We start from the raw sequence: 26,487 nt of genomic DNA, 5'->3' as shown, positions 1-26,487 counted from the left end.
ATGGCCCGACTCCTTGCAACATGGCAACGCCCCGACAGACCACCTGTCGGGTGCACTGGTGTAGCTCGGCAGACCCCGTGTCCGCAACCTACGGCTTCGCAGGCGTCGGGCCGCCCTTGGCTACAAAGCCATTTTGTCTAGACATGAATAAAAGCTATAGCGCTCTGGTCTTAGTGGCGTCTCTTGCAGTGGGTTTCTGTGTGCCATTTGTCATCCCCAAGGATTGGGTGGAGCCCGCTTTGGGTGGTGCTTTCTTGCTTGCGTTAGCCCTCGCGGGCGTTGCCGGCAACTTCGCTTTGAAAGAAGGCCCAAACATGAAGGACGTGCTTCCCTGGTTTATTCCCGGGGCAGATAGACCCTTTGGTCGTATTAAGAGCAAGGTTGCACTGTTGGCGTTCTTCTCGTCGCTTGCATTCTTGGGGGGCTTCACTGTTGGGGCGTTCGGGGCGGCGATTCATGTCTAACTTGTTGTATATGGACTCCCCCACAAGCGCAAGAAACTGATCAATAGATTGGCTGTTGGGGAAGCGCCTGCAGTCGTATATCCGGCATCTGAGGTGGGATCGTATGTGTCCCGTGCCGACATGGAATCTGCGTCACCGAAGCGCCAGTCGTTACAAGCGGCAGGCAAGCTGCCGGAAGAGTTATCGGCGTTAAACGGTGTGGGGTGAACCCGGTTGGCCATGATGGTCGATCAATCTCGTCGCAACGCGTGATGGGTGTTCACTACTTCTTGTTAACAGCTGTTGAGGTGCCGGCCTTCAGGCCGGCATCACAAAGCTTTCCCGGCTGATCTTCTTGCTTAATCGAACGGTGCCTTCACCAAACGGCTCCTTGTCACGCAGCGTGGCATAACAAATCCGCGCTAACTTGTTGGCCAGCGCACAGGCCGCCTTGTTGTGGTTTGAGCGGCCCTGCACATCCAGCGCCCAGCGGCGTACACCGCACACTTCGCGCCCAGCTGTTTCAGCCACCTTGGAGGCACGCAGCACACTCCTGGCCCCATGCGTGAGCAACATGCGCAAGTAGCGATCCCCCTTCTTGGAGATACGCCCCAGGTAGCGGCTATTGCCCGAGCTGTACTCCTTGGGCGTCAAGCCGAACCAGCTGGCAAAGTGCCTGGCATCCTTGAAGTGACTACATCACCCGAGGTTGCAGCCACCAGCGCGGTGGCGGTCAACAGGCCGATACCCGGGATCGACAGCAGCGTCGTGCAGGCCGGGCTGAGCCTGGCCAGTGCGGCCAGTTCACGTTCCAGCTGGGCAATGCGCGCCTCCAGCAGGCGGATTTCGTCAATCAACAGCTTGGCTGTCCCACGGATCAGCTCCGGTACAGCCGTAGCCGGGTCAGCCAGCACCCGACTGATAGCTTCGATACCGGTACGTGCCCCGACAGGAATGGCAATACCAAACTCCCGGCAAAAACCGCGCAGGGCATTAATGCGGCTGGTGCGGGTGCCCATCCACAGGCTGCGGATGCGGTGCATCCCCTGCAGGGCTTGCTGCTCAACCGATTTGACGCGTACGGGACGGATATCTGAAGCACGGGCTGCTTCCAGCAAGGCGGCCGCATCGGCTGCATCGGTCTTGTTGCGTTTGACGTAGGCGCGGATGTACTGGGCTGGAAGCAGCTTGACCTCGATACCCAGGCCATTGAGCCAGCGGGCCCAATGGTGGGCTGAGCCGCAGGCTTCCATGATGACCTGGGACACGTCGCGGTTGGCAAACCAGCGCTCGAACTGAGTGCGGGTCAGGCGCTGGGTCTCAACAATTCGCCAGTGCTCATCGGCAACAGCCAATTGGAAGACAGACTTTGCAAGATCGACGGCAACAGTAGTAGCATTCATGTCGGACTCCTTACGTTTGATGAAGACCTGATCCACACGCCAATGAAGACCAGTACGCGAATTTCGCGCAAAAAGACGGGGGAGTCCATCCCATCATCCGACACGGACGCAAAGTGTTTCAGTGCGCGTCGCGCACTCGCCTCATGTCCCCCGGTAATTTCTACGTTGCAAAGGCCTGCCTTTCCGCGATGAGCAGGTGTCACTCGCCGGCCAAGCGCCAGCGCTCCTTTTTCTATAGCAAACTATGCGAGTCATTAAAGGGCGAAATGCCGATTTGGATCTCAATCTCTGACGTAAAGCCTCTCAAGGCCTTTTTAGGCTTTAACTAAAGCATAAAAATTGCCACTCGCCCAATAACCACGGGAAAACATTGCTACATAAACTATAGCGTCATGCCTTGCGCACAGCCTCGGCGCGTCTCAGCCAGTAGTAGCCGCTTCCCGCACCGTATCAATAAACCCAGCCACCAGTTGCAACTGATCCGGCACATTCAGCGCAGGCGCGTGGCCGCAGCCTTCGATCTCAACGACCTCCGTCAGCCCCCGCGCGCCCGGGCCACGTGTCAGCATTTCAGCCGTGGTTTCACGCAGCACCAGATCTGAATCAACACCACGCAGGCACAGCACCGGAATATCGAGCGCGTCGTAGTGGTCCCACACCAAGTAGTCGTTGGGGTGGTGGGTGAACTGCTGCACCATGGCCGGGTCGTAGTGTGGCGTCACGCGGCCGTCTGGCAGGCGGCGGGTCGATGTCTCTGTCAGGCGGCGCCACTGCGCGTCGCTGAGCCAGCCATAAGGTTTGTAGACCTGCCTGAAGAACGCCTCAAGCTCACGCACGGTGTCAAAGGCTGGAGGGTTGCCGGCGTAGGAACGTATGCGTTCAATAGCTGCGTCAGCAATTTTGGGCGCGGTGTCGTTGAGCACCAGGCTCTGGATGCGCCCTTTCATGCTGGGCTCAAACAGCCCAGACGCGCACACCGTGCCGATGGCCCCGCCCATGGAGGTGCCCACCCAGTGCGCCTGGCGGATGTTCAGCTGGTCAAACAAGTCTTTGGCAATGCGGGCGTAAAACGAGAGCTTGTATTCGTTTTTCGGGTCCGGGCTCCACTGGCTCAGGCCGCGGCCAATCGTGTCTGGGCAGATCACGCGAAAGCGTGTGCTCAGGTGGGCCGCCAGCTCGCCCATATCACGACCTGTGCGGGCCAGGCCGTGCCAGGCGATGACGGTCTGGCTGTGCTGCGCGCCCCACTCTGTGTAGTGGATCTCGCGGCCAGCGCACGTCAGGTAGTTGGATGTGAAGCTCATACCTTGCCCAGTGATGTTTTCGCGCGCAAGCGCCCCACCACCCCGGTGGGAAAGTAATAAACCGACAAGACAAACAACACGCCCAGCCAGAGCAACCAGCGGTCTGGCGAGAGCAAGGCAGCCAGCCACGGCCAGCCGGCAGCGGCCTGGCTGCCCAGCGCCAACAAATCCTGCAGATAACTTTGCGCCACCAAGAACAGCGCCGCGCCAATGGCCGAACCGTAGATGGTGCCCATGCCACCAATCACCACAATCAGCAACACGTCGATCATGATTTCAAACGAGAGCGAGGTGTCGGGCCCGTTGTAGCGCAGCCAGAGCGCCAGCATGGCGCCGGCCACTGTGGCAAACAGCGCCGACAAAATGCTGGAGGTCGTGCGGTACACCACCACGCGGTAGCCAATGGCTTCGGCGCGGAACTCGTTCTCGCGAATGGCCTGCAGCACGCGGCCAAAGGGTGAATTGACAATGCGCAACAAGCTCAGCAGCAACACCAGCGACACCGCAAACAGCAAGTAGTAACAAATCAGGCGGCCGTCCATGGACGCGCCAAACACGGGCTGCATAAACTCGAAGCTGGGCGACAGCACTTCAGGCACCTTGAAGGTCAGGCCGTCTTCACCGCCTGTTACTTCCGACATCTGCGAGGCCAGCGTCTGGAAAGCCGAGGCCACGGCCAGCGTGATCATGGCGAAAAAGATGGCCTTGACCCGCAGCGAAAACAGCCCCACCGCCAGCGAGAGCACAAAAGACAACCCCAGCGCAGACAACAAGCCAACAGCGAGCGCGCCCCAGGTCGGGCCCATGTGGGTGGTGGCCACCGCAATGCCATACGCGCCTATGCCAAAAAACATGGTGTGCGCAAAACTGACGATGCCGGTGTAGCCCAGCAGCAAATCAAAGCTGGCCACCAGGACGATGAAGATCAGCACCTTGGCAGCAACGTTAAGCGCCTTGACGCCCGGAAAGATGAAGGGCGCAAAGGCCAGCGCCAGCAGCAGCGCCACCAGGATCACCGCGAGCACGCGGTTGCGTGGAAAGTCGTTGGAGAGAATGCGGGTCAGCATGGTATGTCCCGTTCGCCCCGAGCTTGTCGAAGGGCATACATCGTTGACAGGGGAGACTTCGACAGGCTCAGCCCGAACGGATAATGGATGTTCATGGCTTGCTTCCTCAGCGACTCGTGACAGGGTAGACGCCCTGCGGACGCCACAGCAGCACCGCGGCCATCAGCGCGATGTTTGAAAACAGCGCCACCTTGGGAGCCAGAAAGCCGGTGTAGTTGGCCATCAGGCCGACCAGCAAAGCGCCTATCAGTGCGCCGCCTGTGGAGCCCAGCCCGCCAATGATGATGACGATGAAGATCAGCACGTTGACCTGCGCGCCCATTTGCGGCACCACGTTTTGCTGGTACAGCCCCCACATCACGCCGCCCAGGCCGGCCAGTGCGCTGCCGACCACAAACACGCCGACAAACAGCCTGCGTATGCGGTAGCCCAGCGACTCGACCATTTCACGATCCTGCACACCGGCGCGGATCAACAGGCCAATCTTGGTGCGGCTCAAGGTCCACACCAGTAGGGCAAAAACGCACAGCCCCACCGCCACCGCGATCAGCCGGTATTTTTCAATCGCCGCATCGCCAATCAGCAGCGAGCCGCGCAGGGCTTCAGGCAGCGGCAGCGCAATTTGCGCCGGGCCCCAGATGACCTTGATGAGTTCTTCACCAATGATCATGCCGCCCATGGTGATGAGGATCTGCTTCAGATGCTGTCCATAAACCGGCCGCACAATGAAGCGTTCAAAGGCGAGACCCACCGCGCCTGCCACCAGCATGGCAACCACCATGGCCGGCAGCACCGCCACCAGGTTGCGCCAGAGTTCTTGCGAACCGGTCCAGTCGCCCATGGTGCCCAGCACGGTGGTGGCCACAAAGGCACCCAGCGCAATGAACACACCGTGGCCGAAATTGAGCACGTCCATCAGGCCGAAGACCAGCGTGAGGCCGGAGGCAATGATGAAGATGATCATGCCCATGGCCAGGCCAGCCACCGTAAGGGTGAGCCAGGTGGAGCTGGAGCCAATAAGGGGAAACACAAGCACTGCAAGCAATGGCACGAGGGCAAGCGGCTTCCAGTCAAAGTCTTTCATAGCGCCAACCCCAAAAGTGATTGCTGCAAGGCAGCGTCTTGCGCCAGCTCGGCCATGGAGCCGGCATGCACGACCACGCCGTTGTCCATCACCGCCACGGTGTCGCCCAGCCGCTTGGCAAAGTTGATGTTTTGCTCCACCAGCAAAATCGTCACACCGCTGGCCTTGAGCTGCGCAAACGCGTCGATCATGTTGTTGATGATGGCCGGGGCCAGGCCCTTGCTGGGCTCGTCGACGATCAGCAGCTCTCGCGGCTCCACAATGGCGCGGGCCACGGCCAGCATCTGCTTTTGCCCGCCCGACAATTTGCCGGCCGGGTGGTTCCAGAATTTCTCAACCGCTGGAAAGAGCGAAAAGATCCACTTTAGCCGCGTCTCGTCCATCTGGCTGGCGCGCTTGGCGCTGCGTGCAGCCAGCAGCATGTTTTCCTTGACCGTGAGGTCAGAAAAAATGCCCATGCTTTCTGGCACGTAGGCAATGTTCAATTCTGCAATTTGCGGCGTGCTCAGCGAGGTGATGTCGCGTCCGCCAAAAGTGGCGCGGCCTTTGGAGGCCTGCCACAAGCCCATGATGGTGCGCAGCGTGGTGGTTTTGCCCGCCCCGTTGCGACCCAGCAGCATGGTGAGCTGGCCGCGCGGAATCTGCAGGTCAACGCCATGCAGGATGTGGTACGCGCCGATATGCGTGTGCACTCCTTCCAGCGTGAGGAGGTTGTCGGTCATACGCCCTCCTCCCCTTTCCGGTCACCCTGAGCTTGTCGAATGGCTTCGACAGGCTCAGCCCGAACGGCCTTTGAAGAAACACCCAGATAAGCTTCCTGCACGATGGGCGAGGCAATCACCTCTGCCGGTTCACCATCAGCCACCAGCGAGCCGTTGTGCAGCACGATGATGCGGTCGGCCAGTTCGCGCACCACGTCCATCTTGTGCTCCACCAGCAAAATGGTTTTGGTCTTGTCTTGCTTGAGCTGGCGGATCAAATTAAGAATGACGGGCGCCTCGTCGGTGCTCATGCCGGCAGTCGGTTCGTCGAACATGAAGACCAGCGACTCCAGCGCCATCAGCAAGGCGACTTCCAGCTTGCGCTGGTCACCGTGCGGCAAGCTGGCTACTGGCATCTGCGCTTTGCTTTCCATGGCCACGGCTTCGAGGATATCCTCAGCACGTTGGGTCAGCGCCTTGTGGTCGCTCCAGATGCTCCACAGGTTCAAACCGCGACGGTGCGGGCCTGGGCGAGAGGCCTGCACGGCAAGGCGCACGTTCTCCAGCACACTCAGATTGGGAAACAGATTGGTGAGCTGAAACGCCCGGCCCAGGCCTGCATGGGTGCGCGCCGAAGCGCTCATACCCGACAGCTCCTGCCCGTTAAGGGACACGGTACCGCTGCTGGCCTTGAGCTGGCCAGAAATCAAATTGAAATACGTGGTCTTGCCCGCACCATTGGGGCCGACGATGGCCGTCAATGTGCCAGGCGCAAAGCTGCAACTAACGGCATTGACCGCCACGTGCCCACCGAAGCGGACCGTGAGTTCTTTGGTTTGGAGCATGAGTGTTCCGTTGGATGGGGGAACGGCGTAGCGGGTGGTCTGGCCCAAGCCTTTGTCTGTCATCCGGACTCGATCCGGGATCCATGCCGCGCTGACCAACCAACTGCGGTATGCCGACATGGATCCCCGATCTAGTCGGGGATGACAAGAAAGGGAAATCAGCGTTTGTTTTTGATCGGTACGGCCATCTCTTCGGCCTTGATCTCGCGCACCAGCTCAGGCACACCCCATGCGAAAGCGGGGTCGACCTTGATCTTGAAGTGGTACATGCTCTGCATGGCCTGGTGGTCTTCCTTGCGGAAGGTCATCTTGCCTTTGGGGGTGTCAAAGCTCATGCCTTCCATGGTCTTGATCAGTGTCTCTGCGCCGGTCTCGCCCTTGCTGTTTTTCAGCGCGGTAACGACAGCCATCGCGGCAGAGAAACCACCCGCGGTGAAGAAGTCAGGCGGCGCCTTGAACTGGCTGTAGTGGCGCGAAACCATGGCTTCGTTGACCGCGTTTTTGGGTATGCCGAAGTAGTAGTACGCAGCACCTTCCATGCCGGGGAACTGCTTGAAGGCGACCATGGCTGGCAGGATGTTGCCGCCGGTGGCGATTTCGATGCCGTGGCGTTTCAGGTCCATGTCAGCGATCTTGAACGGGTTGCCGCCAGCCCAGAGAATGAAGATCACCTTGCGGCCAGGCAAGCCCTTGAGCTTGTCGATCAGGCGCTGGCCGCCAGCGGTGAAGTCGGTGGTGGCGGGTGGCAGGTACTCCTCATGCACCAGCTTGCCTTTCTTGATGGCTTCCTTGAAAGCCTTGATGCCGTCACGGCCAAAAGCCGAGTCTTGCGCCATGGTGGCAATGGTCACGCCTTCCTTGTCCAATGCGACTGCGTTGGAGATCGCGTCTTGTGAGCTGTTGCGGCCGGTGCGGAAGATGTATTTGTTCCACTTGTCGCCGGTGATCGAATCGGCCACAGCGGGCTCCACCAGCAAAATCTTTTTGTATTCCTCAGCCACTGGCAGCATGGCCAGGGCGACCGGGGAAGCGGTAGGACCTACAGCCAGGTCCACCTTGTCGTCGCCATAAGCAGCAGCCAGCAGCGACTTGCCCTGGTCAGGCTTGCCCTGGTCGTCTTTTTCAATCACCACAATCTTTTTGCCGGCAACCATCATGGTCCCGCCAGTGGCATAGTCCAGGCCCATCATGAAACCGACCGCGGTTTGCTTGCCGTAGGCTTCCAGCGGGCCGGTCTTGCTGTAGATGTGGGCGATCTTGATTTCCTTGGACTGGCTGAGCGCCAGAGGGGAAACAAAAGCGGTGGCGAGAGCGGCGAGCGCGATCAGATGGCGACGATGCATGAAATGTCTCCTGTTTTTAAGTCGATGCACCGATATTGCACATGCCGTGCCAAGTAAAAGATGCTTGATTTATATAGTTTTTTTCTCAAACAGCTTTAATTTGCATGAAATAAACACAATTATTTTGTATTTATTTCAGGCAATTGCCTGATTTTTATACAGGGTTTTCCAGACGCTCGTAGAGCTTGGCACGGGAGATTCCGAGCAAACGCGACGCCGCCAGCTTGTTGCCGCCTGTAGCCGCCATGGCTGCCGCAATCGCCCGGCGCTCTACCCTGGCCACCTGTTCTGCCAGAGGCTGAAGCGGATCAGAGTCTTCTGCCGCCGTGGGCAGCGATTCGGGCGCAATGCGCTCTATGCCCGCCTCCTTGAGCACGGCTTCAAACTGCGCGCGGTCGATGTTGGGCGAGTCGCTGCGCATGACTGCCTGCTCCAGCACATTGCGTAGCTCGCGGATGTTGCCGCGCCAGGTTTGCGCTGACAAAAGCGCCAGCGCATCGGGGGCGAGTTCGGGCTGCCGGTCACCACTGCGCAAAGCGATGTCTTCGCCCAGCACTTCCAGCAACGCAGGAATATCGGCGCGGCGTTCACGCAGCGGTGGCACGCGGATGGGCAGCACACTGAGCCGGTAAAACAGGTCTTCGCGGAACTTGCCTTCGCGCACCAGCACAACCAGATCACGCGAGGTGGCGGCAATCACCCGCGCATCAAAAGGAATCAGCTTGTTCGAGCCCAGCGGCTCAATCTCGCCCTCTTGCAATGCGCGCAGCAGCTTGGCCTGCAGCGCCAGCGGCATGTCGCCAATCTCGTCGAGGAAAAGCGTGCCGCCATCGGCCAGCTTGAACTTGCCCTCGCGACCCTTGCGATCAGCGCCGGTGTAAGCGCCCGGGGCGACGCCAAAAAATTCGGCTTCCAGCAGTGTGTCAGGCACGGCCGCAATGTTGACGCTGACGAAAGGCCCACGCGCCCTGCTCGATGAGGCATGAATCGCATGCGCCAGCAACTCCTTGCCCGTGCCTGTTTCCCCCAGCAGCAGCACCGGGCTGCTGGTCTGCGCCGCGCGGCGCGCCTGGCGCTTGACTTCGACCGCGGCCTGGCTGGTGCCCACAAAACTCGCAAAAGTGTATTTGGACTGGCGCTGACCGGTGGGTTGCAGGCGATGACTGGCCAGCTCGCGCCGCACGTCGTCCAGGTCGCGGTGCAGCAACGCAAACTTGCTGATCAGCGGTTGCAGGGTGGTCTCGGGGTGGTCAAACAGCACGATGCCGATGGCGCCAATCACGTCGCCGCCGCTTTCGTCGCGCAGGGGGATTCGGCTGACAACAAAAGTGCCCGCCTGGTTGGTCAAGAGGTCAATGAGAAAAGGTTCACCCGTCTCAAGCACACGGCGCATCTGCGTGTTGGGAATCACCTCTTCAACCATGTGGCCGACAAACTGGTCTACCGATGTAAAGCCCAGCGCCGGCAGAAATCGCTTGTAACCCTCATTGACCCAAACGATGCGGCCGGTGCGATCCACCAGAAACATGCCCTGGCTGATGGTGGAAAACAGGTGGAACATCGACCTGGCAGCCAGGGCCAGAATGCTCTGGGCATCGCGCGGCAGGGCATCGTCGGTTTGCATGCGTCGCATGTTAACGCAGGCTGGAAAACGCAAACGCCGATGCCTTGTGGGCACCGGCGTATCTTTGGTTTTAAAGACTTTAGATGGGGGCTGCCGCTACCGCACCCTTGCGCGCTGCCAGAAACTTGCCAATACGCGGCAACAGCAACACGATGACAACGATGGCGAGCAGTACCAGAGACATGGGGCGCTGCAGGAAAACCAGTGCGCTACCTTCACCAATGGAAATGGCGTTGCGCAACTGCGCTTCCGCAAGGGGGCCCAGGATCATGCCGACAATGACGGGAGCGGTAGGGAAATCAAAGCGACGCATCACAACACCCAAGAGCCCAATGCCGTAGAGAAGCACCAGATCGAACACGCTCTGGCGCATGCCGTACACACCGAGAGTTGCAAAAATCAGGATGCCGGCATACAAATAAGGCCGGGGGATCTTCAGCAGCTTGACCCAGAGGCCCACCAGCGGCAAGTTGAGTACGAGCAGCATGATGTTGCCGATGTAGAGCGAGGCAATCAGCGCCCAGACCAGTGCCGATGAGGTGGTAAACAGCTGCGGCCCTGGCTGAATGCCGTAGTTCTGGAAGGCGCCAAGCAAAATCGCCGCGGTAGTGGAGGTTGGAATGCCCAATGTCAGCAGCGGAACCAGCGTGCCTGTGATGGCTGCGTTGTTGGCGGCCTCGGGGCCGGCAACACCTTCAATGGCGCCCGTGGTGCCAAACTCTTCAGTATGTTTGGACAGCTTGCGTTCCACGCCATAACTTAGAAACGTCGGGATTTCTGACCCCCCTGCAGGGATGGTGCCGAAAGGAAACCCGATAAACGTACCGCGCAGCCAGGCAGGCCACGAACGCTTCCACTCAAGTCCGGTCATGTGCACCGAGCTCATCTTGCTCTGGCTGGCCTTGACCTTGCCTTCGTACAAAACCATGTACAGCGCCTCACCCACCGCAAACAGGCCCACGGCCATCAGCACAATTTCGATGCCGTCCAGCAGTTCAGGCACGCCCAGTGTGTAGCGGGCCTGGCCGGTGATCTGGTCCAGACCAATCAGCCCAAATGCAAGTCCGATAAAAAGCGCGGTGAGGCCGCGCAGCGTGCTTTTTCCCAGCACGGCACTGACCGCAGTGAAAGCCAGCACCATGAGCAAAAAGTACTCCGGCGGGCCCAGCTTGACAGCAAACTGCGCCACCATGGGCGCAAACAGGGTAACCAGCACGGTGGCAATGGTTCCAGCGACAAAAGAGCCTATGGCGGCCGTCGCCAATGCGGCACCCGCGCGCCCACTCTTGGCCATCTTGTTGCCCTCCATGGCTGTGACCATGGTGCCGGTCTCCCCGGGCGTGTTGAGCAAAATCGATGTGGTGGAGCCGCCATACATGGCGCCGTAATAAATACCGGCAAAAAAGATCATCGATGCCGTGACCTCAACCTTGGCTGTGATGGGCAGCAACATGGCAACGGCGACCGCCGGACCTATACCCGGCAACACGCCTACCGCTGTTCCCACCACACAACCAATCAGGCACCACAACAAATTGATGGGCGTGGCAGCTGTGGCAAAACCGGCCATCAGTTGGGTCAAAACATCCATGTCTAACTTTCTCTATCTATCAACAATTTCAAACTGACGCCATCAAATCCAGCCGGTCGACGTGAGCCCGGGCAGGTTGATGGCCAGCAGTTTTGTGAACATCCAGTACACCGGAGCCGCAATGGCCAGGCCGATGCCAGCATCGCGCAATATGCGGGTCAGTGAACCGCCCGCATCTCCCTCGGATTGACGCAAGCCGCGCACCGCAAGCACAAAGCACAGCGCGCAGCTGAGAATAAACCCGAGCGTCGTGATGAGCGCGGCGTTGACCAGCAAGCCGGCGGACACCCAGGCGAAACCCTTCCAGTCACCGGTGGACGCGCCCGAGGCTTCTTCCGCGTTGCGAAAGCCGCCTGAGCGGGCCTCAAACACCATCCATGCACCGCACACCAGCAAAACGGCCGTCACCAGCCAAGGCAGAAAATTGGGGCCAACCCCCTGATAACCCGCCTCGCCAGGAATGGTGAGCGCTCCGACAGCAAGCAGACCGCCAATGACGAGCACGCCCACACCAATCAGGGTTTGCTCCAGCACAGGCGGGGCGTGCTCCACCTCGCCGTGCGGAAAAGCGCCGTCGTCGCGCATCAGATCATCCCTGAGAGATACATGATGGCGCGCAGTGAGGAGAATTCGTATTCAACGAAGTCGTCGAATTCTTTGCCAGTCATGACTGCTGGTGTCCACGCATTTTTTGCCAGCGCATCCTGCCAGGCCTTGGTCTTGGTCGCCCTGACGATGCCCTCAGTCAACGCAGCACGTTGGGGGGCGGTGATGCCCGGGCCTGCGTAGACGCCGCGCCAGTTGCCCAGCACCACGTTGTAGCCCTGCTCTCTCATGGTCGGCACGGTGCTGCCGGGCAGGCGCTTTTCAGATGTGACCGCAATGGCGCGCATCTTGCCCGATTTGATGTATTCAGCAAACTCGCTGTAGCCGCTGCCGCCAACAGTCACGTTGCCACCCAAGATGGCTGCAACCGCTTCGCCACCGCCACGGAAAGCAACGTAGTTCACTTTCTTGGGATCCACGCCAAGGGTGCGGGCCAGCATGGCTGCAGATATATGCTCTGTAGATCCGCGTGAACCGCCGCCCCACTTCACGCTGCCCGGGTCTTTCTTGAACTGTTCAGCCACATCCTTCATTGTTTTGAGAGGGGACTCGGCAGGCACCACGAAGACGTTGTACTCGCTGGTCAGACGTGCGATGGGGGTGCAAGAGGTCAGTGACACCGGTGGCTTGCCGGTGATGATGCCGCCAATCATCACGGCGCCCATCATGATGATCTGGTCAGGGTCATTTTTGGCCGAGTTGGCAAACTGAGCCAGGCCGATCACACCAGCGGCGCCGCCCTTGTTTTCGTATTGCACGTTGTCGGCGGCCTTGGCTTCCAGAATGGCTTGCCCCAAAGCGCGACCCGTCGCATCCCAGCCACCACCCGGGTTGGCCGGGATCATCATTTTCATGTTGGTCGCGGCTTGCGCGCTCAGGGGAAGGGATCCGGCAGCAGCCAGGGCCACCATTGATTTGAGGAATTCGTCGCGACGCATGGTTTGTCTCCTTGGGGTTAATGACAACTGTATGTTGCTTTCCTTGCCTGTCAATCGGCTGTCTCAAAACACTAGGGAAAGTGCTAGGCTTGGCGTATGAAACTGCTGCTCGTAGAAGACGATCCGTCGATGCAAACCGCGCTGCGCCGCGCCTTGCAAAGCCGGGGCATGGACGTGCAGACATGCGGCGACGGACGCGCAGCACTGGGCCGGTGGCAGCAAGTTGCGCCCGATGTTGTGCTGCTGGACCTGTCCTTGCCCGGCCTGGATGGCCTGCAAGTGCTGGAGCAGGCCCGGCGGGCTGGGCTTACAACACCCGTGCTGATACTGACCGCGCGCGGCACCGTGGGTGACCGCATCATCGGGCTGAACTCAGGCGCGGACGACTACCTGCCCAAACCTTTTGACCTTGACGAACTGGAAGCCAGGCTGCGCGCCCTGCATCGGCGTCGCGCCGAGTCCGATACAGAATCCAGCCCCGCCCCTTTGCTCCTGGGCCAACTTCGCTATGAAAAGCAGAGCGGTGCCATTTACCACGACGACAAGGTCATGGAGCTGACGCCGCGTGAGGCGGCCCTGTTGCATGCCTTGATGGCCAGGCCAGGCCACGCTGTATCCAAGGAGCAGTTGTTCGAGATGGTGTTTCCCGGCGAGCTGGATGTGCAGTACGAGGCCGTGGAGGTGGTTGTTTACCGGCTACGCAAAAAACTGGCCGACACCGGCGTAACACTGATGACCCTGCGCGGCCTGGGCTATCTGCTCAAGGCCGGTTGAAGTGTCATGAGGGATACCCCACCATCTACCCCAACTGAATCAATGAGCGTGAGAAGCATGTCCCTGCGCAGGTATTTGCTTCTGGGCATCCTTTTGCCGGTCGGCGTTTTCGTGGTGATCAACACCGTGGGGCTGTACCGTCAAGCGCTGGAAGCGATCAACACCGCTTATGACCGCACACTGCTGGCCTCGGCAAAATCCATCGGCGAGCAACTGGACGTGGTGGGCTTTGAAGACGGCGCCGTGCTGCGCGCAACGGTGCCCTACTCTGCACTGGAAGCCTTTGAGGCTGACACCCAGAGCCGCATGTTTTACCGGGTGTCCAGCCGCAGCGGTACGCTGGTGTCGGGCTTTGAGGAGCTGCCTTTTTGGGTCGGCAAAATTCCGGACCGCGGCGCGTACGCGGCCCTGGTCGATTTTTACGACGACACTTTCAGAGGGGACCCGGTACGCGTGGCTGTGTTGCTGCAACCCGTGGTCAGCCAGACCGGGCGCGGAATGGCCGTGGTGCAGGTGGCCGAAACGCTGGAGCTCAGGCAAACACTCACCCGCAAAATTCTTTTTGATACCTTGTGGCGCCAGGCCGTCCTGGTCGCCGTGATTGCGTTGGTGGCGGTGGTGGTGGTACAGCGCGCGACGCGTCCGGTCCGGCGCATCAGCCAGGAACTGCAGGCCAGACCTGAGGGTGACCTCACCCCGATTGCTGCATCTCATGCGCCGCGGGAGCTGATCCCGCTGGTGGACGCCACCAACCAGGTGATGACCCGCCTGCAGCACCTGCTGGACAACCAGAAGCGTTTTGTGCGCGACACCGCGCATCAGTTGCGCACGCCGCTCGCCGTTCTCAAGACGCAGGTGCAATCGGCGCTGCGAGGTGACGTGGAGTCTAGGCAAGCACTGCTCGAGATTAATGACACCGTAGATCGCGCGACCACACTGGCCAACCAGATGTTGTCCCTCGCCAAGGTAGAGCAATTGCGCCAGCAGCCCGACAGCGCAGCCAACGACCTTTCGGGACTGGTGCGATCGGTGGCGCTTGAGATGTCCCCGCTGATCGCCGCGAAAGACCTTGAATTCGACATCACCACGGAGCCAGCTCCGGTCCAGTCGCACGAGTGGATGCTGCGCGAGCTAACACGCAACCTCCTGCACAACGCCATCAAACACTCGCCGAGCAAAGGCGTTTTGTCGGTACGCGTGATCACCGATGCAACCTCGGTCGCACTGACGATTGCCGACAACGGCCCGGGCGTCACGGCAGAGCTGCAAAACAGGTTGTTCCAGCCGTTTTCAGCCGGAGACATGCACAGCGGTTCGGGGTTGGGCCTGGCCATCTGCCGGGAAATCACGCAGGCACTGGGCGGCAGCGTGAGCCTTGAAAACCGCGAAGTCCATGGGCGTATTGCTGGGCTGGACGCCACCGTGCGCCTGCCTCTGGTGCAAAATGAAAGCTCATGACAAAACCGCGTCTGTATGATTTGATTGTTCGCCTGCCGGGACTGGTCCATGCGGCTTGACAAGTGGCTGTGGGCCGCACGGTTTTACAAGACGCGCTCCCTGGCGACCGAAGAAATCAGCAAAGGCCGCGTCCGGGTGAACGGCGTGGAAGCCAAACCGGCGCGCGACATCAAGGCCGGCGACACCCTGGAGATGCGCCAAGGGCCGGTCATCCGTACCGTTATGGTCCGAGCCTTGAGCCAGCAGCGGGGTTCAGCCCCCGTCGCACAGCAGCTTTATGAAGAAACACCAGACAGCATCCAAAAGCGCGAACTCGCGGCCGAGCAGCGGCGACTGAACACCGAGCCAGCCGTCAGCCTGGAGCACGGCAGACCCACCAAGCGCAACCGGCGCGACATTGACAAAGCCTGGGGTGACCGCTGGAGCGCGTCGGTCGACTCCTGATTGCTACTGTTTTTATAGCACTTTGCGCCCGTCGTTAAAGGGCCGGTGGTCGATTCGGCCCACAACCACCCTCAAGAGAAGGTTTACAGAGGCAAACTCACGCCATCCCGCCGCTAGCCGCAGCGCACTCGCGTAATGACGCCGGCCGCATCCAGATCCAGATTGAGCCGCTGCGCGTTGAACTCCATGGTGACCACTTGCCCGGGTCGCAATACCCTGGCCATGTAGGAGCCAGACCGCTGCCGGGCCTGCTCCACGAGGCTGGCGACCGGTGCCTTGCCAACGGCGAACTGCGCGCCCTGAGCATTACAGACAGCGGTTACAGGCGCTGAAGATGGCGGGGCTGTTCCTGAAGGCGGCGTTCTCACAGGGGCAGCGCAAGCAAATAGCAGGGGAGCGACAAGGCAGATACAGGCGAGTTTCAAAACCATGGGACCTCCAAAAAAGAAAGTGACACCCTAGCGCGACTGGCCGGGCAACGCCAGAACCTTTACCGCTGGTTGCCTGAAGCGGGATTTTTCTGCCCGTGGCACGGCATCCACTCCTACACCACCTCCACCCCTGCCCCGGGCTAGCATGAGCCATTCAATCAAGGCAGGGATATCAATTGAGACACGGTTACCCACGACCCCAGCTACAACGCGACGAATGGATATCTCTTAACGGGCCTTGGCGGTTTTGCTTCGACGATGAGGGAGCCTACCGCTCACCTGCTGATGTCAAAGCGTGGACGAAGATCATTGAGGTACCCTACCCGCCCGAGTCCAAAGCGAGTGGAATCGGCGACTGCGGGTTTCACAAATCATTCTGGTATCAACGAGAAGTAGAAATACTTCCAGGCGAAGACCGGGTTATCTTGCGGTTTGGCGCCGTCGACTATTCGGCCCGCGTGTGGGTGAACGGGCTACTGCTGGCCACGCACGAAGGGGGGCACACGCCTTTTTCCGCCGACGTGACAGAAGCACTCAATGCCAGCGGAACGCAGACCATCACCGTCCATGCAGAAGACGACCCACACGAGTTGAACAAGCCTCGGGGCAAGCAGGACTGGCAGCTGGAGCCCCACGTCATCTGGTATCCCCGCACCAGTGGCATATGGCAAACCGTATGGCTGGAGCGTGTGGGCCGCACTTATATCGACAAGTTGCGCTGGACGCCTCGGCTTGAGGGCTTTTCAATCGGCCTGGAGGCGCGCCTCCGCGGAGAGCTTACTGGCGACTTCACCCTGGCGGTTGAACTTCGTCACGGAGACCGGCTGCTCGCACGCGATCGATACCTGGTGGTGGATGGCGAGGTGGACCGCTTCATCGGACTTTCCGACCCCGGCATTGACGATTTCCGCAACGAGCTGTTGTGGAGCCCTGAGCGGCCAACGCTGCTGGACGCACGCCTGACCCTGTGGCGCAGCGGTGAAATTGTGGACCAGGTTCAGTCGTACACGGCCTTGCGCTCGGCCAACGTGCTGCGCGACCGCTTCATGCTCAATGGCCGGCCCTATGTGCTGCGTATGGTGCTGGATCAGGGTTACTGGCCCGACACCTTGATGGCCGCGCCCGATGATGACGCGCTGCGCCGGGATGTGGAGCTGGCAAAAGCCATGGGTTTTAACGGCGTGCGCAAGCACCAGAAGATTGAAGACCCGCGTTACCTCTACTGGGCCGACAAGCTGGGCCTGATGGTCTGGGAAGAAATGCCCTCGGCCTACCGCTTCACGCGCACCGCCATCAAACGCACTGTCCGCGAATGGACCGAGGCGCTGGACCGCGACTACAGTCACCCGTGCATCATCGTGTGGGTGCCATTTAATGAATCCTGGGGCGTGCCCGAGCTGCCATCCGTACAGGCGCAGCGCCATGCGGTCGATGCGCTCTACCACCTGACCAAGTCTCTGGACCCCACCCGCGCCGTCATCGGCAACGACGGCTGGGAGTCTGGCGTCACCGACATCATCGGAATCCACGACTATGACTCCAACATGGCGCACCTGCGCGAGCGATATGGCGCCGAGGTTCCGCCTGAAAAACTGTTTGGCGAGCGCAGGCCTGGCGGCCGGGTGCTGACGCTGGATGGCCATCCGCATCGGGGCCAGCCTATCATGCTCACCGAGTTTGGCGGCATCGCATTCAGCAGCACGCCGCAGCCGGGCGGAGCGAAATCCTGGGGCTATTCCGAAGTGGCGGACGAAGAAACCTTCGCGCGGCTGTATGAGCAGCTTCTGGACACTGTTGTTCACACCGCGCTCTTCAGCGGCTTTTGCTACACGCAGTTCGCCGACACGTTTCAGGAGGCCAATGGTTTGCTCTATGCCGACCGGACGCCCAAGCTCCCATTGGAGCGTATTGCCCGGGCGACCTCACAGTCGCGCACCTGGATTCCGGGCGGCGTTTGACCGCGGCCCCAGGCAAGCGTGCTAGACCAAAGCTGACTGTGGCGCGACCGCAGGCGCCTCGAGCCGCCGCTGCGCTTTTTGCTCCCACTGCCAGGCGTGGGCAATGATGGTGTCGATGTCTGGATGTTGGGGCTGCCAACCCAGGTCAGAACGGGCCCGTGTTGCATCGGCCACCAGAACTGGCGGGTCGCCGGCCCGGCGCGGGTCATCACGCACAGGGATGCCATGGCCAGTTACCCGACGCGCTGCATCAATAACTTCGGTGACGGAATGCCCCTCTCCGTTGCCAAGGTTGTAGATGGCGCTGGCGCCCCCTGCCTCCAGCCGTTGCAGCGCAAGCAAATGCGCCGCGGCGAGATCCTGCACGTGCACATAGTCCCGGACGCAGGAACCATCCTGTGTGTCGAAATCCTTGCCAAAGCGCCCTATCTCCTTGCGGCGTCCAGATGCCACCTGTAGGACCAATGGGATGAGGTGGGTCTCCGGCTCGTGCCGTTCGCCCAGCGAACCATCGGGGTGAGCACCAGCCGCATTGAAATACCGGAGGGTGGTGTAACGCAACCCGTAGGCCTGGTCGTAGTCGGCGAGCGCGTTTTCAACCGCCAGCTTGCTTTGGCCGTAGGGATTGATTGGCAGCCGCCGGTGAGCCTCGGTCATCGGTACCTGCTGCGGGTCGCCGTACACAGCCGCCGTCGATGAAAAAATGAATTGATTCACACCGCACGCGCGCATGGTGTCGAGCAAACTCAGCGTCTGCACCAAATTGTTTCGCCAGTATTTTGCAGGGTCTGTCATCGACTCCCCCACAAGGCTGGCAGCTGCAAAGTGCATCACGCAACGCGGCTGAAACTCGCGCAGTAGCGGTGCCATGAATGCCGCATCGCCGATATCGCCAACACGCAAAATCGCGTTTGGGTGCACAGCATCGGCGTGGCCTGTAGCCAGGTTGTCCACCACGACCGCCTGGTAACCGCGGTCTTGCGCGAGGCGAACCATGTGCGAGCCAATGTATCCCGCACCACCGGCAATAATGACTGTCGGCATTCTCATAGGGCCTCCTCTGCAACGACGGGTTCGGCGCAACCAGTAGCCTCGGCCGCGCCACTAACGGCTTCGGTCATGTAGCGCTCCAGACCGCTTTGCAGCGTGGGCATTACATTGCCGCGTGCGCTGCCCAGCGCGGAAAAGCGCGGACGCGCCGCAAGCTGGCCAAGGGTCATGCCTGGCACTGGCTGGATGAGACGCGTCTCAAGCCCGGCCACCTCGGCGGCCATGCACGCAAGACCTGACCAGCTGGCAGACCCCTGGTTGGCCAGATGCCAGATGCCACGCTCGCCGTCTACCAGAAGGTCAAGCGACGAATGCACAAGGTCCGGCACATAGGTTGGCGAAACAGCCTGATCATGTGCCATCGTCCAGGGCTCCCCCCGCCGCAAAGCCTGCAGCCCCGTGGTCACGAAATTGTGCGCATCCCAGGGCCCGAAGAACGCGGCGCTGCGTACCATCAGCGCTCGTGGGGCCGCGGCAAGAACGCGGCGCTCGGCCTCGTGTTTGGCCCTGCCATACGCATTGAGTGGTTGAGGGGTGTCAGTCTCGATGTAGGGCTGGGTCTTGGCCCCATCAAAAACAAGGTCGCTGGAAAAAGCCAGCAAACGAATGTCATGCTGGGCGCACGCGCCAGCAAGCACACCAGGCCCGACGGCGTTTTCCCGCCACTGGCGGGCCCCGTCCCGTTCAGCGTCGTCCACACGCACAAAGCCGGCGGTGTTCACCACGGCCCAGGGCTGCCAGCGCTGCAACGCAACCTCAACCGATACCGGATCGGCAATGTCCATGTCCGCACGGCTCAAGAGTTGATAGGCCAGGCCCCGCGCTTCGCAGATGCGAGCGAACGCCTTGCCTAGCGTACCGGTGGCGCCTGTGATGAGGAGTGGCCTGCCGCTAACGGGTAGAGCCTCGACTTCTCCTTGGGGACCATAAATCAGGCGAGTCTCACGCTGCCACCAGCCCGGGCCGCCCAGCACCGGATGATCGGGTGTTTTGCCGCTGCTGAGATGGCGCGCCATACCCGCCAGGGCAGTCTCGCGCGGGGGCGTTGAGCTCAAGTCCCACAGGCCCGGCTCGTAGTGACCATCGCGGCGGGTCACAAGACTATTCCAGTCAAACGTACCCAGCGTCGCCCAGCAGGTGACGGCCCGAACATCGCGCCCTTCGTCCCGCACGGTGGATGCGGCGGCCCACGCCTGGTGCAGCCAGCGCAGCTGCTCCTCACGCCGGCAGCCGAGATGCACTTCGGTAATGGCCACTGGCCCGCCATAGCGCTCACAAGTCTCACGCAGGCGTGCCTCGAAGCCGCCCGCGAACGAGCCATTCACGCGCACAGCTTCTACGTCGGCATAACGGTGCCGCTTGTTCCCGCCCACAAGTTGGGGCGGGTAGATCCAGATCCGTTCATCAAGATGCCGTTCGCTGGTGATGTAGCTGTTCACGCCAAAGATGTCTGGCGGGCACGGCTCATCGCACAGCGCGTCCAGCTCATATTCGCTGGCCCCAGCTTTGCGCAGGTAGCGCCACAACCCGTGCCTGCGGTCAACCCGCCCGGTCAGCAAATCAAAGCTGAGCCAGCGGCGCAGATTTTCAAACTTTGCCTGATAGGCCAACGAAGGTGAGCTGGTAGCAAAGCCGAGATCCTCTGTCTGCACCAGGCGTGCGTGGGGATTGATGCGGCGAACCGCCTTCATCGCGCCCACGGTGGCATAAATCTGGTTGAGCAGCGCGCGGACAAAGCTGGCATCGTCGCTGCGGTGGGGGTACCAAAAGCCGTAAAGCCCGCTGAAACGCGCGGTCGTCAGCGGCTCGTTAACCGGCGTCCAGTCAGTGATGTACGGGTAACGTTCCGCGACCGCGCCGGCATAGTTCGCCAGCAGAGGCGCCAGCGCAGGGTCCAGCAGGTTTGTCCAGGCCGGGCCGCTGCCGTGATGCAGCAGGCCAACGATGGGCTCAACCTTGAGCGCTGACAATTGGGCCAAAGCGGTGTCCGACCACCGCCAGTCCCGCTGACCGCGACTCGTTTCGGTACGCTCCCAAAGCAAGGGAAACCGCATGCGCGAAATGCCGAGACCCGCAAGCCTTTCCAGGTGCAATGGGTCCTCCACGAACTGGCTGGATTCCAGCTGATCGTGGTAGGTATCGCCAAGGCGGTTGACGGTGCACTCAGGCCCCGCCCATAACTCGAGAGGCATCAGTCTGCAGCCACCGCCAGGCCAGCCGCGCTGGTGCCGCTAACCTGTGCGGCCTCTGCCTCCTGCAGTTTTTTGAATGCGGTGAGTGCCTGCCCAACAACCTGGTCCATGTTGTAGTAACGGTAAGTTGCCAGGCGGCCCACAAAGGTCACCTCAGGTGTGTTCTCGGCATCCGCCTGGTATTTTTTGTACAACTCTGCGTTCTCCGGGCGCGGCACCGGGTAGTAGGGGTCGCCCTCGGCGCAGGGGTACTCATGCACGATCGAGGTGGCAGCATGGGACTGCCCCGTAATGTGTTTGAACTCAGACACCCGGGTGTAAGCGCACTCATTGGGAAAATTGACAGTGCCTACCTTCTGAAACTGTGCCTGCTGCAAGGTGGTATGTTCAAAGCGAAGGCTGCGGTACGGCAACTTGCCGTACTTGTGGTCAAAAAACGCATCTACCGGGCCGGTGTAAATCATGTGCCGCCACGGCACGATGTTCTGCACTTCACGGTAATCGGTGTTTAGCATGATCTTGATGTTGGGATGAGCCAGCATGCGCTCGAACATCCGTGTGTAGCCGTGCAGCGGCATGGCCTGAAATTTGTCGGCGAAGTAGCGGTCGTCGCGGTTGGTGCGGGTTGGCACGCGTGCTGTGACGCTGGCGTCCAGCTCGGACGGGTCCAGCCCCCACTGCTTGCGCGTGTAACCGCGAAAAAACTTGTTGTAGAGTTCGCGGCCAACCTTGTTAACCACCACGTCCTCGGACGTCTTGATCTCGTCCTTTTTCTCGGCCACCGATTCAAAAAACTTTTCAACCTCGAAAGAATTGAGGCTCAGGCCGTAGAGCTTGTTGATGGTGTCCAGGTTGATGGGCATGGGGACCTGCTGGCCATCGACGCTGGCAAGCACGCGATGTTCATAAGGACGCCATGCAGTGAACTGCGACAGGTGATCGAAAATATCTTCCGAATTGGTGTGGAAAATGTGCGGACCGTAGGGGTGAATCAGCACGCCGGCATCGTCGTAACGGTCATAGGCATTGCCGCCAATGTGAGAGCGTTTGTCGACGATCAGCACCCGCTTCCCCAGCACATTGGCCAGTCGCTCGGCCAACACGCTGCCTGCAAAGCCGGCACCGACAACAAGGTAATCGAAGCCGTCATGGCCTGAAGCACGGGCAGCGGCTGCCCGAACGAATTCGTGGTTGTTTGCGTCCATGTGATGACCTCAGGACGCGGCAGCGCCAGCCACCGTGGCGGAGGCACCGCTCAAGCCGCGGCGCAGCTCGGCGGCAATGCTGGTGGCGGCAGAGAGCGGCCGTGACTCTCGCGCAGACTGGGCCTTGGCGATCAGCTCAACCATACCTGCCGCAGTTGCGTCCCAGGATGTCTTCGCAATAATCCCGTCGACCTCGGTTTGATGAGCGTCCCGCTCCTGAACATTGCGCGCCATGATCGCGTCACACGCTTCGACAAAACCGGCGGCATCTGCGCGAATCGGCACAACATGTCCGTAGGGTTCAACCACATCCCGTATCGCCGTACTCACAGAAGGCTTGCCGCAGGCCATGTACTCGAGTGTCTTGGTCGGGCTGATGAAACGTGTTGCATCGTTCAACGCAAACGGAAGCAGGCAAATATCCCAGCCGTTGATGAAGGCTGGCAGATCGGCATAACTCTGCTGCCCCAACCAGTGGATGTTGGAATGCCTGGGCAGGCTGGCCGGGTCGATTTTGGCCGTGGGGCCGACCATGACAAGCTGCCAATCCGGACGGGCGGCGGCTATGCCAGCGATCAATTCGATATCGATGCGTTCATCAATCACCCCGCAATAACCAAGGCGTGGATGGGGCAAGCTGGCTTGCGCCGGATGGTCAGACACACCCGGCCGGAAGTGAAGCGCATCCACGCTGCTGGGGAAACAGTGCACGTTGGGATGGCGGCCACGCTTGGCGTTGTACAAACTGCGGCCTCCGGTAAAAACGAGATCGGCAGCACGGAATAACGCCGCTTCCTGCTCAAGCAACTGAGGAGGCGCGCCTTTGAACATGGACAGCTCGTCCATGCAGTCGTAAATAACGCCGCCAGGTTCCAGTGCCTCGGCAAACGGCAGAGCCATGGGCGTGTAGAACCAGATCCAGTAGTCCTCAATCTTGCGCTGACGCAAAGCCTGCGCGACCAGGCGCTGCATGGCAGCCTTGTGGGTTGGGTGCATGCCGTGCTCACTGCCGCGCAGATGCGGTCGCCACACTTCAACCCCAGGCGCAGCGGCGATGAACTCGATACGGTCAGAAGGAGCACCCGGAACCGGCTCTTCGATGAAAACCACCGGCCACTCGGACGCAATACGGGACAACACATGCTGCGGACGCTGATAAACAAAGTTCCAGCGAAGATGGGAGTAGACGAGTAGTGTGTTCATGTTTCAGTGCTGCGTATGGGTGAGATTGGTAAAGCCGGATCGAACTCCGCGTTGGCCATCGATAGATTTCTCGACATGACTTTTCGGGAAGCGGTCTTCAGGTTAGTAACAGCTTTACATTGGCCTGGTAGGCAAGTAGCCGCACCACTTGTCGGACGCGTCCTTCGCCAAAAGTGCGCCGTGATGGGTCGCGTGTCCCAGTTTCAGAAGACCAAAAAAAACGCGCAATCTGTGAAGATTGCGCGTCATGTTTGGCGGAAACGAAGGGATTCGAACCCTTGATGAGGCTCTACACCCCATACTCCCTTAGCAGGGGAGCACCTTCGGCCACTCGGTCACGTTTCCTGATTTCTGGCAGAGCGCGATTATCTCACGACTTGCCCGCCTTTTACCTGATTACCTAGGCAGCTGTGGGTTGCTCGAGCTCAAAGGCCTTGTGCAGGGCGCGCACCGCGAGCTCCATGTACTTCTCATCGATCACCACTGAGGTCTTGATTTCACTGGTGGAAATCATCTGGATGTTGATGCCCTCCTCGCTCAGGCAGCGGAACATTTTGGCGGCAATGCCGACGTGGCTGCGCATGCCAATGCCAACAATGCTCACCTTGCAGATTTTGGCGTCGCCAGTGATTTCCTGCGCGCCCAGCTTGGGCAGGACCGCTGTTTTCAACAACTCAATCGCCCGCGCATAGTCGTTGCGGTGCACGGTGAAGCTGAAGTCGGTCTTGCCGTCCTTGCTGACGTTCTGGATGATCACATCGACTTCGATGTTGGCTTCCGCCACGGCGCCCAGGATTTGGTACGCAATGCCGGGGGTATCCGGCACGCCCAGGATGGAGATTTTGGCTTCGTCGCGGTTGAATGCGATGCCCGATACGATGGCTTGTTCCATTTGTTCGTCTTCCTCAAAACTGATCAGGGTGCCGGATTTGGCCTCTTCGTCGATGTTGATGTCCCAGGGCGTGAAGCTGGAGAGCACACGCAGGGGAACCTTGTATTTGCCCGCAAATTCGACCGAGCGAATTTGCAGCACTTTGGAGCCCATGGAGGCCATCTCCAGCATTTCTTCAAAGCTCACCGTGTGCAGGCGGCGCGCCTCTGGCACCACACGCGGGTCAGTTGTGTAGACACCGTCAACGTCGGTGTAGATCAGGCATTCGTGGGCCTTGAGCGCCGCAGCCACAGCCACGGCCGATGTGTCAGACCCGCCGCGGCCCAGGGTGGTGACATGGCCTTCGCCGTCCACGCCCTGGAAGCCGGTGATGATGACCACCTTGCCTGCGTCCAGATCGGCGCGTACGCGTTTGTCGTCAATCGACTCGATGCGGGCCTTGGTATAGGCGCTGTTGGTCTTGATGGTGACTTGCCAGCCTGCGTAACTGACCGCCTCCATGCCCTCGGACTGCAGGGCGATAGCCAGCAGAGCGCTGGAGGCCTGCTCGCCCGTAGCGGCCAGGGCGTCCAGTTCGCGGTGGTAGCTGTCGTTGGCGCTAGCAGGCGCCAGTTCCTTGGCAAGGCCCAGCAGGCGATTGGTTTCGCCGCTCATGGCGCTGGGAACGACCACCATCTGGTGGCCGGCGCGCGCCCACTTGGCCACACGCTTGGCGACGTTGCGGATGCGCTCTGTTGAGCCCATCGAAGTGCCGCCGTATTTATGAACGATCAGTGCCATTGCAGGAGGTCAATCAGGAGTTTGTAAGGACTTGGCTTTTCTGCTGTAGGCGCAGATTGAGGCCGCAGCAAAGCCTTCAATTATAGCCAGCGGCTGTATTGCCTCTGCTGATGACCTGCCCCCTGGGCTTGTCATCCCGGACTTGATCCGGGATCCATGCCACATCAACCGCGGCAATAACTTTCTAGCCCGCGTAGTGCAGGCACAAGCCTTGGCGAGTGACATGGCCTGAGGCCACCTTGATATGAATCTGATGCCCGCGCGTCGTGCAGGCTGCCACCTGACTCAGCAGTTGCTCCAACTGCGCCGAGCTGGGGGTTGCAGCCTGTTGCTGTAGCCAATGCCGCAGCACATTGGCCTGGCGCGCTTGTGACAAGGCTTGCAAGGAACTGATTACCGGCGGAGAACCCGCCGCGAGCAGATCCTGCGCGGCGATTTCATTGAGCAGATCCTGCGCCTGCGCGGCATGCCGGGCGCTGCGGGCAAAGGTTTCACGAAACTGGGGGAAAGCCGCCTCCAGTGGTGGCAACAGTCGGGCGCGGATCCGGTTGCGGGTGAATTTCTCGTCTGTATTGGTCGGGTCATCCACCCAGGTGACGCCCCGCTCTACCAGCCAGGCACGCAACTGCGCGCCGGGCACTTGCAGCAAAGGGCGGTGGTAGGTGATGCCGTCGCGCTCCCATCGCGCCGGCATCGCGGACAGACCGGGCAGGCCCGCACCGCGCGACAGCGCCAGCAGGATGGTCTCAACCTGGTCATCGGCGTGCTGGGCCAAAGCTATGCTTTTGATAGCAATTTCCGCCCGTGATGATTGGGCGGCAGCCCGAAAAGACTCGTAACGCGCCTTGCGGGCCGCGTCTTCCGGGCTTTCGCCGGCTGCATGGCGTGCGTCAACGCGGTGAACTGCGAGGGGAACTTTCAGTTGGAGACACAGGGCTTCGCAGTGGCGCACAAAATCATCAGCCGAAGCCTGCAGGCCGTGGTGGACATGAATGGCGCTCACCTGCCCGGGCCATTTCTCGGCACAGGCGAGTAGCAAGGCGGTGGAGTCAGCGCCGCCGCTGAGCGCAACGGCCAGCGGCAGGCCTGGTGAAAAGTTTGCCAGCGCTTCGACCACGCTGGCCATCAACGCCCCGCGCTTTCTAAGGTGG

General features: G+C 60.4%; 24 protein-coding genes and 1 tRNA gene. 5 read left to right on the top strand and 20 right to left on the bottom strand.

Annotated features, from left to right (window positions below; genetic code table 11):
- The first annotated feature begins 143 nt into the window (after positions 1-143).
- On the top strand, positions 144-464 hold the full coding sequence (locus VE934_RS02185; protein WP_324883877.1) for a hypothetical protein: 321 nt from the start codon (positions 144-146) through the stop codon (positions 462-464).
- 297 nt (positions 465-761) lie between these two features.
- Here the strand turns inward: VE934_RS02185 and VE934_RS02180 are convergent, their stop codons facing one another.
- The 12 genes from VE934_RS02180 to VE934_RS02125 all read right to left on the bottom strand — a co-directional run bounded on the left by VE934_RS02180 (position 762) and on the right by VE934_RS02125 (position 12,949).
- Positions 762-1,097, bottom strand: a complete 336-nt coding sequence (locus tag VE934_RS02180; RefSeq protein WP_324883875.1) for a transposase — start codon at positions 1,095-1,097, stop codon at positions 762-764.
- The gene (locus VE934_RS02175; protein ID WP_324883873.1) at positions 1,094-1,846 is read right to left on the bottom strand and encodes an IS110 family transposase; all 753 of its coding nucleotides are present in this window, start codon (positions 1,844-1,846) and stop codon (positions 1,094-1,096) included. Before VE934_RS02175 ends, VE934_RS02180 begins: the two co-directional genes overlap by 4 nt.
- 419 nt (positions 1,847-2,265) lie before the next feature.
- The gene (locus VE934_RS02170) at positions 2,266-3,150 is read right to left on the bottom strand and encodes an alpha/beta hydrolase (protein WP_324883871.1); all 885 of its coding nucleotides are present in this window, start codon (positions 3,148-3,150) and stop codon (positions 2,266-2,268) included.
- A complete protein-coding gene (locus VE934_RS02165; RefSeq protein ID WP_324883869.1) occupies positions 3,147-4,217 on the bottom strand; it encodes a branched-chain amino acid ABC transporter permease in 1,071 nt (356 codons plus the stop codon). Before VE934_RS02165 ends, VE934_RS02170 begins: the two co-directional genes overlap by 4 nt.
- 106 nt (positions 4,218-4,323) lie before the next feature.
- Positions 4,324-5,301 (bottom strand): branched-chain amino acid ABC transporter permease, encoded by a 978-nt coding sequence (locus VE934_RS02160; RefSeq protein WP_324883867.1) that lies wholly within the window; start codon positions 5,299-5,301, stop codon positions 4,324-4,326.
- Positions 5,298-6,023, bottom strand: a complete 726-nt coding sequence (locus tag VE934_RS02155; protein ID WP_324883865.1) for an ABC transporter ATP-binding protein — start codon at positions 6,021-6,023, stop codon at positions 5,298-5,300. Before VE934_RS02155 ends, VE934_RS02160 begins: the two co-directional genes overlap by 4 nt.
- Positions 6,020-6,847: an ABC transporter ATP-binding protein gene (locus tag VE934_RS02150; RefSeq protein WP_324883863.1), complete on the bottom strand. Its 828-nt coding sequence runs from the start codon at positions 6,845-6,847 to the stop codon at positions 6,020-6,022. The genes VE934_RS02155 and VE934_RS02150 overlap by 4 nt, the downstream gene beginning before the upstream one ends.
- A gap of 158 nt (positions 6,848-7,005) precedes the next feature.
- The gene (locus tag VE934_RS02145; protein WP_324883861.1) at positions 7,006-8,190 is read right to left on the bottom strand and encodes a substrate-binding domain-containing protein; all 1,185 of its coding nucleotides are present in this window, start codon (positions 8,188-8,190) and stop codon (positions 7,006-7,008) included.
- 154 nt (positions 8,191-8,344) lie between these two features.
- Complete coding sequence (locus tag VE934_RS02140; protein ID WP_324883859.1) at positions 8,345-9,814, bottom strand: sigma-54 interaction domain-containing protein; 1,470 nt, start codon at positions 9,812-9,814, stop codon at positions 8,345-8,347.
- Positions 9,815-9,893: 79 nt separating this feature from the next.
- Positions 9,894-11,405: a tripartite tricarboxylate transporter permease gene (locus tag VE934_RS02135; RefSeq protein ID WP_324883857.1), complete on the bottom strand. Its 1,512-nt coding sequence runs from the start codon at positions 11,403-11,405 to the stop codon at positions 9,894-9,896.
- A gap of 42 nt (positions 11,406-11,447) precedes the next feature.
- Positions 11,448-11,990 carry a tripartite tricarboxylate transporter TctB family protein gene (locus tag VE934_RS02130; RefSeq protein WP_324883855.1) on the bottom strand — a complete coding sequence of 181 codons (543 nt, stop codon included), beginning with the start codon at positions 11,988-11,990 and terminating at the stop codon, positions 11,448-11,450.
- The gene (locus VE934_RS02125; RefSeq protein ID WP_324883853.1) at positions 11,990-12,949 is read right to left on the bottom strand and encodes a Bug family tripartite tricarboxylate transporter substrate binding protein; all 960 of its coding nucleotides are present in this window, start codon (positions 12,947-12,949) and stop codon (positions 11,990-11,992) included. Before VE934_RS02125 ends, VE934_RS02130 begins: the two co-directional genes overlap by 1 nt.
- 96 nt (positions 12,950-13,045) lie before the next feature.
- On the opposite strand from VE934_RS02125, the gene VE934_RS02120 reads away from it, so the two are divergent.
- From VE934_RS02120 to VE934_RS02110, 3 genes are read left to right on the top strand one after another with little or no spacing between them, the layout of a single operon-like run.
- Entirely contained in the window at positions 13,046-13,723 is a 678-nt protein-coding gene (locus VE934_RS02120; protein WP_324883851.1) for a response regulator transcription factor, read from the top strand.
- A gap of 42 nt (positions 13,724-13,765) precedes the next feature.
- Positions 13,766-15,181 (top strand): sensor histidine kinase, encoded by a 1,416-nt coding sequence (locus VE934_RS02115; protein WP_324883849.1) that lies wholly within the window; start codon positions 13,766-13,768, stop codon positions 15,179-15,181.
- 48 nt (positions 15,182-15,229) lie between these two features.
- Positions 15,230-15,625: an RNA-binding S4 domain-containing protein gene (locus tag VE934_RS02110; protein ID WP_324883847.1), complete on the top strand. Its 396-nt coding sequence runs from the start codon at positions 15,230-15,232 to the stop codon at positions 15,623-15,625.
- 113 nt (positions 15,626-15,738) lie between these two features.
- On the opposite strand, the gene VE934_RS02105 is transcribed toward VE934_RS02110, so the two are convergent.
- Positions 15,739-15,993, bottom strand: coding sequence for an I78 family peptidase inhibitor (locus VE934_RS02105; RefSeq protein ID WP_324883845.1), 255 nt, complete (start codon positions 15,991-15,993; stop codon positions 15,739-15,741).
- 239 nt (positions 15,994-16,232) lie between these two features.
- Between VE934_RS02105 and VE934_RS02100 the strand changes: the two genes are divergently transcribed.
- A complete protein-coding gene (locus VE934_RS02100) occupies positions 16,233-18,014 on the top strand; it encodes a glycoside hydrolase family 2 protein (protein ID WP_324883843.1) in 1,782 nt (593 codons plus the stop codon).
- 21 nt (positions 18,015-18,035) lie between these two features.
- On the opposite strand, the gene galE is transcribed toward VE934_RS02100, so the two are convergent.
- The 7 genes from galE to tilS form a co-directional block, all read right to left on the bottom strand.
- Positions 18,036-19,058: a UDP-glucose 4-epimerase GalE gene (gene galE, locus VE934_RS02095; RefSeq protein WP_422662156.1), complete on the bottom strand. Its 1,023-nt coding sequence runs from the start codon at positions 19,056-19,058 to the stop codon at positions 18,036-18,038.
- 2 nt (positions 19,059-19,060) lie between these two features.
- Positions 19,061-21,256, bottom strand: a complete 2,196-nt coding sequence (locus VE934_RS02090; RefSeq protein ID WP_324883839.1) for a sugar nucleotide-binding protein — start codon at positions 21,254-21,256, stop codon at positions 19,061-19,063.
- Complete coding sequence (gene glf, locus VE934_RS02085; protein ID WP_324883837.1) at positions 21,256-22,461, bottom strand: UDP-galactopyranose mutase; 1,206 nt, start codon at positions 22,459-22,461, stop codon at positions 21,256-21,258. The genes VE934_RS02090 and glf overlap by 1 nt, the downstream gene beginning before the upstream one ends.
- A 9-nt stretch (positions 22,462-22,470) precedes the next feature.
- On the bottom strand, positions 22,471-23,664 hold the full coding sequence (locus tag VE934_RS02080; RefSeq protein WP_324883835.1) for a glycosyltransferase: 1,194 nt from the start codon (positions 23,662-23,664) through the stop codon (positions 22,471-22,473).
- A 252-nt stretch (positions 23,665-23,916) separates the two neighbouring features.
- A tRNA-Ser gene (locus tag VE934_RS02075) sits at positions 23,917-24,009 on the bottom strand.
- A 55-nt stretch (positions 24,010-24,064) separates the two neighbouring features.
- Positions 24,065-25,336, bottom strand: a complete 1,272-nt coding sequence (locus tag VE934_RS02070) for an aspartate kinase (protein WP_324883833.1) — start codon at positions 25,334-25,336, stop codon at positions 24,065-24,067.
- Between the two features lie 184 nt (positions 25,337-25,520).
- Positions 25,521-26,462, bottom strand: a complete 942-nt coding sequence (gene tilS / locus VE934_RS02065; RefSeq protein WP_324883831.1) for a tRNA lysidine(34) synthetase TilS — start codon at positions 26,460-26,462, stop codon at positions 25,521-25,523.
- Positions 26,463-26,487 lie beyond the last annotated feature (25 nt).

This window comes from Polaromonas sp. (genome assembly GCF_035638815.1).
In the GTDB taxonomy this organism is placed as follows: Bacteria; Pseudomonadota; Gammaproteobacteria; order Burkholderiales; family Burkholderiaceae_C; genus Polaromonas.
Note: the sequence above shows the minus strand (reverse complement) of the source record. Positions and strands in the feature narration are given on the sequence as shown.